The sequence below is a fragment of the uncultured Aquimarina sp. genome (assembly GCF_947492965.1).
Taxonomy (GTDB): Bacteria; Bacteroidota; Bacteroidia; order Flavobacteriales; family Flavobacteriaceae; genus Aquimarina.
The window spans coordinates 20,772-33,582 of record NZ_CANLOZ010000013.1 but is presented as its reverse complement, the minus strand read 5'-3'; the positions used below and the strand labels follow the sequence as shown (position 1 = coordinate 33,582).

At 32.9% G+C, this 12,811-nt stretch carries 10 protein-coding genes; 5 read left to right on the top strand and 5 right to left on the bottom strand.

The window, feature by feature from the left end:
- Positions 1 to 102: 102 nt before the first annotated feature.
- The 3 genes from Q1B37_RS22160 to Q1B37_RS22150 form a co-directional block, all read right to left on the bottom strand.
- Positions 103 to 1,203, bottom strand: a complete 1,101-nt coding sequence (locus tag Q1B37_RS22160; protein WP_299902662.1) for a DUF2911 domain-containing protein — start codon at positions 1,201 to 1,203, stop codon at positions 103 to 105.
- 231 nt (positions 1,204 to 1,434) lie between these two features.
- Positions 1,435 to 2,676 carry a peroxiredoxin gene (locus Q1B37_RS22155; RefSeq protein WP_299902660.1) on the bottom strand — a complete coding sequence of 414 codons (1,242 nt, stop codon included), beginning with the start codon at positions 2,674 to 2,676 and terminating at the stop codon, positions 1,435 to 1,437.
- 99 nt (positions 2,677 to 2,775) lie between these two features.
- The gene (locus tag Q1B37_RS22150; protein ID WP_299902658.1) at positions 2,776 to 3,153 is read right to left on the bottom strand and encodes a hypothetical protein; all 378 of its coding nucleotides are present in this window, start codon (positions 3,151 to 3,153) and stop codon (positions 2,776 to 2,778) included.
- Positions 3,154 to 3,432: 279 nt separating this feature from the next.
- Here Q1B37_RS22150 and pheT point away from each other — a divergent pair, with 279 nt between their 5' ends.
- The 5 genes from pheT to Q1B37_RS22125 all read left to right on the top strand — a co-directional run bounded on the left by pheT (position 3,433) and on the right by Q1B37_RS22125 (position 9,361).
- A complete protein-coding gene (pheT, locus tag Q1B37_RS22145; RefSeq protein WP_299902656.1) occupies positions 3,433 to 5,859 on the top strand; it encodes a phenylalanine--tRNA ligase subunit beta in 2,427 nt (808 codons plus the stop codon).
- A 255-nt stretch (positions 5,860 to 6,114) separates the two neighbouring features.
- The gene (locus Q1B37_RS22140) at positions 6,115 to 7,971 is read left to right on the top strand and encodes a PQQ-binding-like beta-propeller repeat protein (protein ID WP_299902654.1); all 1,857 of its coding nucleotides are present in this window, start codon (positions 6,115 to 6,117) and stop codon (positions 7,969 to 7,971) included.
- A gap of 223 nt (positions 7,972 to 8,194) precedes the next feature.
- Positions 8,195 to 8,914: a hypothetical protein gene (locus tag Q1B37_RS22135; protein ID WP_299902652.1), complete on the top strand. Its 720-nt coding sequence runs from the start codon at positions 8,195 to 8,197 to the stop codon at positions 8,912 to 8,914.
- Between the two features lie 10 nt (positions 8,915 to 8,924).
- Positions 8,925 to 9,152 (top strand): DUF2007 domain-containing protein, encoded by a 228-nt coding sequence (locus Q1B37_RS22130; protein WP_299610390.1) that lies wholly within the window; start codon positions 8,925 to 8,927, stop codon positions 9,150 to 9,152.
- 5 nt (positions 9,153 to 9,157) lie between these two features.
- Entirely contained in the window at positions 9,158 to 9,361 is a 204-nt protein-coding gene (locus tag Q1B37_RS22125; protein ID WP_299902650.1) for a hypothetical protein, read from the top strand.
- Between the two features lies 1 nt (position 9,362).
- Here the strand turns inward: Q1B37_RS22125 and Q1B37_RS22120 are convergent, their stop codons facing one another.
- Both Q1B37_RS22120 and Q1B37_RS22115 read right to left on the bottom strand, forming a co-directional pair.
- Positions 9,363 to 10,925: a GMC oxidoreductase gene (locus Q1B37_RS22120; RefSeq protein ID WP_299902648.1), complete on the bottom strand. Its 1,563-nt coding sequence runs from the start codon at positions 10,923 to 10,925 to the stop codon at positions 9,363 to 9,365.
- Positions 10,922 to 12,775, bottom strand: a complete 1,854-nt coding sequence (locus Q1B37_RS22115) for a fatty acid desaturase (protein ID WP_299902646.1) — start codon at positions 12,773 to 12,775, stop codon at positions 10,922 to 10,924. Before Q1B37_RS22115 ends, Q1B37_RS22120 begins: the two co-directional genes overlap by 4 nt.
- Positions 12,776 to 12,811: the final 36 nt, after the last annotated feature.

The following is a 12,811-nucleotide window of genomic DNA, read 5'->3' as shown; positions in this document are numbered from 1 at the left end:
ATTTCATAGTACTTAAATCCTTAACTATTAAATTTTGAAATACATAAAAAAGGGATCAGAAATTTTCTGACCCCTTGATAGACTTGGTATATTTTTAATGATTTAATTTATATCTTCTCCTTTTTTAAGCTTTTCTAATTCTCCAGACAATCTATTTTTAAATCTTTCTGGTGCTTTACCCATCGCAGTATTCATAGATTTTATGGCATTTTTATAATCACCAGTTGCTGCATATGCTCTCGCTAACCCATAATTAGAAGGCCAAGCACCATTACTATTTTTTACATTATTCTTTAAAACCTCTAAAGCTTTATCTTTTTGACCTTGCCCAATAAGCCCATTTCCTAACTGAAACACCTGACTAGCGTTTCCTTTGGCTACTGCTTTATCAACTACTTCCATTGCCTCTTGAGTTTTCCCTTGTTTGGATAAAATTCTTGACTTTAATGATAGGTTACCAAATGTTTCTTTACTAAAAAAGTTACCGCTTATTGAAGCATTTACCCACTCTAAAGCCTGATCTAAATCTCCTGCATTAAATGCAAAGTTAGCAGCATTATCCCAATTAGATTGGGTGAATCCCTTATTACTTCTAAGATCTTCTTTTAATCCTTGCATCACTATAGCATTTACATCTACTTCAATTTTGAATGGTATTTCTTTCTTTTCCCAACGTAGAGCTGCAATTGTACTATTAGCATCAAATGAAGGAAATAAAAATAGTAAGGTCTCTGTATGAGGAACATCATTGGTTTTAACATCGACTCTTAAAGTATCTTCTTTTTCATCATAAAAATAACTTCCCCATGAAGAGGAATTCTTAGAAAATATAACCGTTGCACCTCCATCTTCTTTTAGAGCAATATGCAAACCATAAAGCCCTGCTTTGATATCTTTTCCTTCTACCTTTACATCATGAGAAAATTCTATCGTAGAATTCTGATTGGCTCCTGCTCTCCATGGAGCTGCTTTAGACGTACCAAATCCTAGATTATTAAAACCGTAAGGAACCAATTTACCCCAAACTTCACGACCTTTAACACTTGGTCTCCCATAATCTATCGTAATGTCTGTAATCCCTACTCGCTGAGAAACCTTGGCTCTTTGGCTCGCCTCAGGTGTATTTAATTGTGCCTTAGAATCAATTGAAAACAACATTGTTGATACCACCAACAATGTCATGATAAGTTTAGATTGTTTCATCTGTTTTACTTTAGATTTTTACAGATCAGTTATAATTTACCACACAATCAATCGAAAAAGCGCCCTTAGACTGCTATAGTAAATTTTGAATACTGTAGTTATAAATGATTTACTTTCAGCTCGTATGACAGAAAAATCATACGAATTAAGCAATAATAAGACGATATTTTTAATCCTGATGTTACGGGATTGTTAAAGAAAAAGAACAAGTACTAATTAGTGTTAAATCATTTATTCATTTAACAGCTGATTAACAAAACTTTCAAATTCTTGCTTGAAATCTAGGTACTTCTGACCAGTAGCAGGACCATTAAAACCTGTATGGATTTTTCTCACCGATCCCTTTTTATCAATAAATACGGTAGTTGGATATGATAACACATGGTTTAGCATAGGTAGTTTCTCCTGGGCTTTTTCTTTATTGGATGTTCCATATTGCGCTAAAAGAATAGGATATTCTACCTTAAGTTTTGTTCTCATTCTTTCGATAGATTTAAAAGCTTTCTCAGAAGTCTTCGCATATTCGAATGCTAATGCAACGAACTCAATATCCTTATTTTTATTTTTGTTATAATAATCCACATAAAACTTAGTTTCATCCATACAATTAGGACACCAAGTCCCCATGATTTGCACCAAAGTTACTTTCCCTTTAAAACGTTCATCTTCGAGAGAAACCTGATTTCCCTTTGCATCTGGAAAACTAAAAGCAAACTTATCATATCCTTCTTTTAAAAAGGTTAGAGAATCTTCTGAAGGCAGCTCATATGATTCATTTCGTTTTGCCACAAATGGTTCCTTCCAATGATTGCCCGAATAAAAATACCCGTTCATAGTACTATCAGTAACCTCTGCCTTAAAAAAGAATGCGTGTGCTCCATCAAAAGTCGACAACTCTAGCTTATTGTTATTTATTACTCCTTCTAAATAGCGATAATCTCCAGTAGTAGTTCTAAAAGTTCCTGTGACTACATTTCCATTTTGTTTAAAAATACCTTTTGCAATATATTTATCTTCCGGAGTATCCGGACTGAATACTGATTCCCAATTTCCCTGAATATCTACCGTTGGTTTAGCTACTATTTCGAATCTATCTTTAACACCAAATTCTCCTTTAAAAGGGACAATTCTATTTAAGCTTTCTTTAATAAAACTACCTGTAATTGTAGTAGAATCATCAAATTTTGCAGCAATATATCCTTCAAAAACAGGGAATTTGATATAAAGAGAATCTCCTTTTACAATCACCTCATCAACATCTATAGTCTCTTCTGCATTAAAAATTCGTAATGTTTGATCTTCAAATACTTCGAAAAGGAATGGTAATTCTTCATTGTCCTGAACGGTCATTGAAGCCTTCCACAAACCACTTTTTAATGTTAAAGGTTCATTGGATGATTTTTTACTGGAAACGTCTTTTTTGCATGAATAAAGTGCTATTACCGAAAATGAGAGTAAAATAAATTTCTTCATAGGAATTGTGTGATATGTGCGAATATAAAAAATGTCTGGAAAGATATCTTAATCTAAACAGACAGTTTTATATAATTTATCAGTTTTTATGATATTACATCATTGCTTATTCCTCTTAGAAGGTGTCTTCTTTTTTCTTTTATTCTCTTCCTTAATAGCCCTCACTCTTTCCTCTCTTCTCTTTCTAGCTTGTTCTTTGGTAAGTTTTGCTTTTCCACTCTTTTTTGATTTTTGAGCGGTTAAAGCCCTAGCATTTTTTTCTTTATCAGAAAAAATCGCATCTCTTTCTAAACCATTTGCGCGATTAGTTTTGCTCATCTTTTGCTTACTAAATCCAGGACTGCTTTTGGTTCTACTTACTACTTCTTTAGGGATATATTCCTCTGCGTTCTTAGCATTCTTATTTTGTGAATAACCTATATGGTTTCCAAGAACAATAGAAAAGACGAATACAATTATTAATTTGAAGGATTTCATTGGGGGCTTGTTTAATAACATTATAACACTTACAAAGGTAAAAAATATTTTTTTACATTGAAAACCATCAATTTGTGTATGATTTTAATGAAATAAATTTATACTTCTCACTATTTCTTTACTTTGTTTTTTCTTCTAATTACAGAAAAGTTTCTGAAATATTTTTCATAAACCTATAAAATTGAATTGAAGTAATTTTCTATGATATAAGAAGGAAATCTTGTTTGTCAACTTTCCCCAAAGTAGTATCTTTACGGCCTAATTTCAGAATCATCATTAATGAAAATTTCATATAACTGGCTCAAGCAATTTATTAAGCTTGATTGGGATGCAGTAAAAACTGGAGAACTACTTACGGATTTAGGGCTTGAAATAGAAGGAATAGAGACTTACCAAAGTATTAAAGGAGGTTTAGAAGGTGTTGTAGTAGGACAAGTAATCAGCTGCGCGCAACACACGAATGCAGACAAGCTAAAAGTGACTAAAGTAGATCTAGGAACTGGTGAACCTGTACAGATCGTATGTGGAGCCCCGAATGTCGCAGAAGGCCAAAAAGTGCCTGTTGCTACCATCGGAACCAAGCTTTATGATAGTGAAGGAACAGAATGGACTATCAAAAAAGGTAAAATCCGTGGAGAAGAAAGTCATGGGATGATTTGCGCAGAAGATGAATTAGGGTTGGGTAAAAGTCATGATGGAATTATGGTGCTGGATAAGGATATTCCTGTTGGAACTCCGGCAGCAGATGTTTTTGATATCGAAAATGATCAGGTTTTTGAAATTGGGTTAACGCCTAATCGTGCAGACGCTATGAGTCATTGGGGTACTGCAAGAGATCTTAAAGCTGGATTACAACAAAAAGATCTTAATCTAGAATTGATTACTCCTTCAGTAAGCAATTTCAAAATTGATAATAGACTTCACAAATTTGATGTAGAAGTAAAAAATAATGAGTTAGCTCCTAGATATTGTGGAGTTTCTATATCTGGTTTAAAAGTAGCAGAATCACCAAACTGGCTACAACATCGTCTTAAAGCAATTGGTCTTACGCCAAAAAACAATGTGGTAGATGTAACAAATTATGTTTTACATGAACTTGGGCAACCTTTACATGCTTTTGATGCTAATCATATCGAAGGAAATAAAATCGAAGTAAAAACCTGTAAAGCTGGTACAAAATTTACAACTCTTGATGAAGTAGAAAGAGAATTGCACGAAGAAGATCTTATGATCTGTGATGCAAAAAAACCTCTTTGTATCGCAGGAGTTTTTGGTGGTGTCAATTCTGGTGTTACAGAAACTACAACGTCCATTTTCTTGGAAAGTGCTTATTTTAATCCGGTAAGTGTTAGAAAAACAGCAAAACGTCATGGACTTAACACCGATGCTTCTTTTAGATTCGAAAGAGGTATTGATCCAACAATAACAGAATATGCTCTAAAAAGAGCTGCATTACTTATTCAGGAATTGGCAGGTGGAGATATTACAAGTGATATTACCGATTTGTATCCAAAGAAAATAGAGGATTTTCAGGTATTCTTATCATTTGAAAATACTACCAAATTAATTGGAGAAGAGCTACCTCAGGAAACGATCAAGGATATTTTGAGCTCTTTAGAAATTAAAGTAAACAGTGTTACTGAAGGAGGATTAGGTCTTACCATTCCGTCCTATAGAAATGATGTGCAAAGAGAAGCTGATGTTATCGAAGAAATCCTACGTGTATATGGATATAACAATATTAATTTTAGTCAAAAACTAAATGCTTCGGTATCTAATATAGATAAGTTTTCTGATCATACGATACAGAATACAATTTCTAATCAATTAGTTGGGCAAGGATTTCATGAAATGCTGGCGAACTCTCTTACTTCTCCAGAGTACATCTCGTTATCAGAGCAATTAAATGCTGATCATAATGTAGAAATGCTAAACCCGTTAAGTAATGATTTGGCTGTATTACGCCAATCTCTATTATTCTCTGGTTTAGAAGCAGTTTCTTATAATATTAACAGAAAGCGTTCCGACCTTAAACTCTTTGAATTTGGAAAAACGTATCACAATTATGAAAGTGGTAGGATTGAGAATAAACACCTAAGTCTTGTGATCTCTGGAAATAAAACCAGTGAAAGTTGGAAAGTAACCCAAGAGAAAAGTGATTTCTTTTATCTGAAAGGAATCATAGAAGCTATACTAGATCGGTTAGGAATAAAAAGGTCCAAGACTTCGCCGATTAAAAACGACATCTTTTCGGAAGGAGTTTCTTATCATTTGGGAAAATCTAAACTTGTAGAATTTGGAATCGTAAAAAAAACTGTCTTAAAGCACTTTTCTATTTCTCAAGAGGTCTTGTTTGCTGATTTTGAATGGGATACTATTTTAGAATTTGCTAGAAGAAGTAAGATTAAATTTACCGAAATACCAAAATTCCCTGAAGTACGAAGAGATTTTGCTTTATTGTTGGACAATACTGTTTCTTTTGAGGAAATCCATACCATTGCAAATCAAACTGAAAAGAAACTTCTAAAAAACATTAATTTATTTGATGTATACGAAGGTAAAAACCTTCCAAAGGGTAAGAAATCTTATGCAGTGAGTTTTACACTACAAGATGAACACAAAACCCTTACGGATAAGCAGATTGATAAAATAATGAATAAACTTCAGCATAATTTCGAAAATAAATTAGGAGCTGAATTACGATAAATGAGAAGCTAATACTTAGTTTTTATAAAAGCCTTTGATATACTCAAAGGCTTTTTCGTTTTATTATAATAAACAACGCTAACTTAGGATATTTATGAGCCTTTAGGATCCGTACAAACAGCACCCCCCCCTGCAATCATGTTTCTAAACACCTTAAATCTAAGGCTTAAACAACTCTTAAAGTTCTAATTTGTCTTGTTGTGCATGCATAATAATTGCATTTTTGTTAAAAATTTTGAACTGAAAATTAAGAATATGAAAAAAAATTATGCGCTAATTGTATTTCTGGTTACTAGCTTTTGCTTTTTAAATGCACAAGAAACTTTATGGCAAGTGGATTTAAAAGAATCCTTATACGAAGTTGGATGGATTAAACAGTCTAATGATGGAACTGTCATTGCCTCTGGAGCCAAAGGACTTGTTGGTTTAGATCATAAAACAGGTGAAACCAAATGGCACAATAAAGAGCTTAAAGCTATCGACAAGAACACTTTCTTTACCATCGATGGATTACCTCTTTTTTATGTAGAATATATGCCATTAGCCGGAAAAACTAGAGGATTAATTATCAATTCTAGTAACGGCGAAGTTGTTTTTGATACGAAAGATGACAACTATAGAATACGAAATTTTATTCCAATTCCTGAGAAAGGTATTATTCTATTTGAGCTTATCAAGGAAAAAGAACGTAATCTTATGTCTTTTAGTTTGAAAACTTGGGAGAAAAATTGGGTTACTCCTTTAGGAGAATCCAAAGGACTTCTTCAGAGATTGAGTGGAGCTTCTTTTGTAAATCAAGGACCTTTCTTTAACAAAGAGAACAATATTATACTAGGTATAAAAAATGAAATCTTCACTTTAGATTTCAATACTGGAGAAGTTTTATGGAATCATACGGCTAAGAAAAAGATAAAAGCACTAGTCTATTCCGAAATTAATAACAGCCTTTACCTTGGAATTCGTAAATCTAAAGTGTTAACCGTACTTAATCCTTCCACGGGAGAAGATATTACACCTGGGAAACTTAAATTACGTGGAACTCTTATCGATGTAAGACCTGATAATGATAACAACCTTATACTTGTAGAAACTGAAGGTTTTAATATCATCACACCAGAAACCAATGAATTCAAATGGAAAAAAAGTTTTAAAATTGAGTTCTTAGACGAAGTTATTCCGCATGAGAAAGGTTTTATCGCAGTAGGAAAAAGTGAAAAAGACGGTAAGATTGCCCTTGTAGATCCTGAAGGAGAAAAAATATGGGATAGTAAAGTAAAGGGATATTCTTACTACGTAACTACTACAAATAAAGGGGTACTGTATGTCTCCAGTGAAAGATCCAACATTCTAGATTTTGAAAAAGGAAAAGATGTCTGGGACAAAGATGTAAAGTTTAAATCTATTCCTGCGGTTACCTATGACGAGAAAGAACAGAAAGTTGTTTTATTTGAAAATGAAAAAGGATACAAGTTTGACCTGAACACTGGCGATATTGAACTTTTTGCAGAAGATGTTGAATTAGAAGAAGTAAATAAGAAGACTCCCCTAGTTGCAGAATATGTAGACGGTTCTGGTTATTTACTACATGCGGATCAGCATATATCTCTTCTTTCACCAGAAGGAGAACTGAAATACACTCAATATTATCGTCCAGCTGCCTCAGTTGATGGATTTTTAAATATGGCTCAAACTGGTTTAAATATCGTAGGTGTTGATTTAGATATTCAGGGTTCTTTAGATAATATTAATACATTAACAGCATTATCTAATGGTGTATATCTTAGATCCGAAGATCAAACAGATGGAACTAGCACATCTACAGTAGTTGCGGGTATGTATACTGGTGCAAATAGCGATCAAATGGCAACAGTATTTGAAGTGACATTAACCAGGTTCTCCAATTCCAAAGCAATTAAAACTCATAAGTTTGTTGTTACAAAAGTAAAAGGAGATACAACAAAGCACTTCATATATATGATTAATAAGAAAACAGGAGCTAAGGATGCTCAGATCGAATTATTAGATAAAACACCTAACTATTTGATTGATGAGATTGACAATGTAGTTTTTGTGAATGAAAAGAATCATTTGATTACTTCTCATAAATTCTAAATACCATAATTTTATAAATAGACTGTCTGGAAAGCATAGAGTTTCTTGTACCTTAAACACTTGACTTAAAATAACTTTTCAGACAGTTTTTTTGTTTTTACAACTAATACCAAGCATCTTTTTTGATGATTTTGGAGTATTATATTCAACAGTTGTTAAAAACCCTAAAATCTTGGAATCCAGATTCTAAATATTTAATTTAGTAGAGCTAAAGAGAAAGAAAATGATATTCCCTAAAACTAATATTGAACAAAAGCTGGCAAAAGTTCGTGCTAAACAGCAAAACGAAACAAATTGGAGATCTCAAGTTGAAGCTATCTTTAGTAGAGAAGATCAAAAAGATAGCCGAATCCTAGATACATTAGAAAACGGAACGCCGATAGAAAAAAATGATTTTATATTCGATCATTTAGATAGTAATAACATCTATCATATCGACCAAATCAAAAAAATATGTATTGATTACAGACTTCGTTTTTTAGCTTCTAAATATTTTAAAGGTAAACTTCCACAAGAAGCATTATCCAAAATAAAAGACCTGGAAAAAATTCACGATCTAGAATTAAAAGGCTTCAAGATAATAGCTCCTTCAAAACTGTTTAAGTTAGAAAATGCAGATGATCCCTTATTATTTGCTCCAATGGGTAATGATTACTATTATCTCATACACAAATGGGGAGAAGACCTTCATCCATTTCGAAAATTGATGATGTGGTTTTTTAAAAGTTTTGAAAATCTAATTGTACTTACATTTCTGGTAAGCGTATTATTAACTTTTATGATACCTCAAGGATTATTTAGTAAAGAAAACACCTCTTCAGAATATGTTATGATATTTTTCTTTATGTTTAAATCCGTTGCCGCTGTAGTCTTATTTTATGGATTTGCTTTAGGAAAAAACTTCAATACTGCTATATGGGACAGTAAATATTTTAACGCATAAAGTAAAACCTATGTTTTTTGATAGCGAATATGAAAGAGTCTATACAGGAAGTTTTATTAACGTACAATTCTTGCAAAATATACTCCAAGAAGGAGGTATAAATTCTATTACACGAGATGATATGAAATCAGGTATGGCAGCTGGCTTTGGTGGTGGAATTCCAGATCACATTCAGCTTTTTGTAAAGAAATCGGATGTAGAAGAAGCAGTTCCTATCATAGAAAAAAGTTTATCTTAGCTTCCATGGAAGAAAGTAATAACGGAACAACCAAAAACAAATATGATTTAATCATAGGTATTTTTGGAACCTTATTCGGGACATTTAGATTATATCAACACTTACAAGCAGCACCTGTGGAATGGAACTATAGAATTTTACTTTCTATTTCATTTATAGGATATGGTATTTTCCTGTTGTATCGTTACTTTCAAAATAATAAGCAATAGCTTACACATCTGATTTATTCGGTATTTTACTCATTGCCCGCTCTGCTATAGCAGTAATCGATAATGATGGATTTACTCCTGGATTTGCTGAAATCATTGACCCATCACAGATATACATGTTTTTATAACCAAAAACCTGATTATTCTTATCGATCACACCCTTTTTTGGATTATCAGACATTACCGCTCCACCTAATATATGTGCTGTAGAAGGAATACCTGCCAAAGGCTCTAATCCAAAAACAGTCTCTTTTCCTTTGGTAATTTTGGCATATCGTTTTGCTAATCCCAGAGATTCAGAAATAAATGCGCTTGGTTTATCTCCATCATTTACAGAAGTATTCATCTTCCCAAAAGCATTTAGTCTAAATTTCAGGGTACTATCTAAAGTTTGCATAAACAATAAAATTGCTGTGCTCTTGCTCCAATCTTTTACCGTATAAAGTTTTATATATGATAATGGGTTTTTAATAAAACTTGTAACGATTTTTATCACTCTTACGATGGTATTCTTACCATGAGTTAAGGGCAAATGTGACAATCGCCAGAAACCTGAACCTTTTGCATACCTTACAATTTCCAAATGACTATTCTCATCTGTATGAAGTATAGAACCTATTGCCACACCTTTAGACATATCTTTAGTGCCGTTAAGGTTGGTAACACTTATCAAACTTTCATTATTTGTTCTTATATCCTCTCCCAAGTAATCTGATAATCTTGGTAAAGATTGTTTTTTCAATTTTAGCAGAAGTTTTACAGTACCTAATACTCCTCCAGAAAAAATAACTCCTTTAGCACGCACACGTTTTTTTCTAGGAAAATATCTTGTAGAAGATTTAAAAGTAATGGTATATTCGTCATGGTTAGGAACTACATCTATCACTTCATTTTCTGCAAGAATCTGAGCTCCTTGCTGCTGTGCCAAATACAAATAATTTTTATCCAGAGTGTTTTTAGCACCAATTCTACAACCAGTCATACAACCTCCACAAAAATTACATCCTGTTCTTTCTGGGCCTTTTCCATCGAAGTATGGATCTGCTACCTTTTTATTCGGCGTGCCAAAAAATACAGCTACATCGGTTGCAGAAAAATCATTTTTTATATCCAAACTTGTTGCTAATTCTTGAAGAGCGTTGTCACCGTCGAACAAATGGGGATTTTTTTGTGCTCCCAGCATTTTTAGTGCTATATTATAAAATGGAGCAAGTTCGGATTGCCAATCTGCCAGATTTTTCCAACTTCCGGAAATAAAAAAATCCTTTTTGGGAACCGGTAATGTATTTGCATAAACCAGAGAACCTCCTCCTACTCCAGTTCCTGAAATTACTACTACATGTTTAAAAAAAGACATTTTCATGATTCCGAACCATTTTAAAAAAGGCACCCATAACCATTTTTTAAGATTCCAGTTTGTTTTTGGAAAATCTTCAGGACGATACCATTTGCCCTTTTCTATTACTAAAACTTTATACCCTTTTTCGGTTAGTCTTAACGCACTTACAGACCCACCAAAACCGCTTCCTATAATTATATAATCGTATTCCTGTTCGATATTCATAATTTTAATTTTAGATCGGTTTCTGGTGTACACATACAGGTAAGAATATATCCTTGATCTATTTCATTGTCTAGTAATACCATATCCTGATACGGTTTCCACTGCACTTGGCCTTTTAATAATTGTACTTTGCAGGTTCCACAGTCTCCTTTTTTACAGGCATAAGGAAGCTGTTGCTCATTTCGTAATGCGGATTCTAAAATACTTTCGGATTGATCTCCTTCGTATATAAAACTTTGATCTCTTCCTTCTACTGAGATGCTTTGAGTCTTTCCAGATAGTTTCTCAATATTTTGAGAAAATTCTTCGTAATGAATCAACTTTTTGTTCAGCCCTAATGCTGTTAATACTTGTTTTGATGCATCCATCATAGGTGCTGGACCACAAACATAACAATAAGTATCCGTTGATGTTTCTAGCAAGTAACCTTGTTGTGTTTCTTTATCTAAAAGCTGTAAACTTTTTATATAGTTAAATCGATTAGGATATAAAGACGATAGCTCTTGTAATTCATTAGCGAAAATAATATCTTCATTACTTTTGTTACCATACAATAGTTTCACTTCGTTTTTAGATGTTCTTAGTACATATTTTATCATTGATATGATTGGAGTAATTCCACTTCCTCCAGCGATAAAGAGAAATGACCTGTCCAATACTTCTGGTAATAAAAATCTACCGAAAGGACCAGAAACTCTCAACTTTTTACGACTCTTCGTATGGTTTACTAAATGATTAGATAGCTTCCCCTTAGGAACTTTTTTAACGACCACACTTAGTTTTCCAGTAATCGGATCTTCGCATATGGAATAACATCTACTTACTAATTGATCACTCACATAATCCGATATTACAACATATTGTCCTGGCAAAAAAGAAAAAGGTATTTGGTCTAGATTCTTGAAAACTATTTTAACTGCATCTTTGGTTTCATGAAACACATTTTCAACTTCAAGCACGTAATTCCAGACACTTCCGGATATGATATCTTCATACGTATTTTTCTTATCTAACAGAGCTAAATCCTTATTTCTAAAACCTTCTACAATTGATTTTTTTTCAAAAAGTTGTAACTCCACATCTTTAAAACAACTTTTATATTTATAGAAGGGAACTCTAGGATATAAATGATGAATCAAATGATAACTCTGATATAATGACACCAATTCTAATCCTGGAATCGTTACAATTCGGGTATTGTGATACTTACCAAGATTATTATGAGGATAATGTGGCAGCCAATCAAAAGAAAATGCCAATATTGGAGCTGCAATCAGTGCAGATAAAATGAAAACAAAAAACAACGCACTTCCATATCCCATCGCAATTAGTGTACTAATAAGACTTACTATAAAAATCAAAAACACTAAAGACTGATTTTTGATATTTCGCATGGCGGTATTCTTTATACTATTTTTCCCGAAGGTTAAACCAAAATAATGACCAATTAATGTAAGGCATCTAAAAAATATAGAAAATGGATTACTGCCATTTACATAATGATCAGGATCATGTTCTGGATCATTGGTATGAGCATGATGTCTCAAATGAATTACTACGAATGCAGAAAATGGAAATAATAAGAAAAAACTAGAGACCCATCCGAGTATCTGTTCTATTTTTTCAAAAGAGGAAACACCACCTGCTATATTACCATGACTCGCTTCATGCGCTATAGTAAACATTCCGTAAGCTATTACAGCACCAATAGTAGAAGTCCAAATTGGTGAAAACCCATTACTATAAAGTTTCCAAAGCAACATATACGCTAAACACAGAAAGACGAATAAGATTATCGTAGGCCAGGCAACCTTTCCAGAATATTTTTGCCAAACTGCTTGATTTTTCACGTGTCAAATGGTTATGTTTGAAAAAAGATATGTATT

Coding starts and splice junctions, on each gene's coding strand:
- Q1B37_RS22160 (WP_299902662.1), bottom strand. CDS start 1,203: ATGAAACAATCTAAACTTATCATGACATTGTTGGTGGTATCAACAATG.
- Q1B37_RS22135 (WP_299902652.1), top strand. CDS start 8,195: ATGATATTCCCTAAAACTAATATTGAACAAAAGCTGGCAAAAGTTCGT.
- Q1B37_RS22120 (WP_299902648.1), bottom strand. CDS start 10,925: ATGAATATCGAACAGGAATACGATTATATAATTATAGGAAGCGGTTTT.
- Q1B37_RS22130 (WP_299610390.1), top strand. CDS start 8,925: ATGTTTTTTGATAGCGAATATGAAAGAGTCTATACAGGAAGTTTTATT.
- Q1B37_RS22155 (WP_299902660.1), bottom strand. CDS start 2,676: ATGAAGAAATTTATTTTACTCTCATTTTCGGTAATAGCACTTTATTCA.
- pheT (WP_299902656.1), top strand. CDS start 3,433: ATGAAAATTTCATATAACTGGCTCAAGCAATTTATTAAGCTTGATTGG.
- Q1B37_RS22140 (WP_299902654.1), top strand. CDS start 6,115: ATGAAAAAAAATTATGCGCTAATTGTATTTCTGGTTACTAGCTTTTGC.
- Q1B37_RS22125 (WP_299902650.1), top strand. CDS start 9,158: ATGGAAGAAAGTAATAACGGAACAACCAAAAACAAATATGATTTAATC.
- Q1B37_RS22150 (WP_299902658.1), bottom strand. CDS start 3,153: ATGAAATCCTTCAAATTAATAATTGTATTCGTCTTTTCTATTGTTCTT.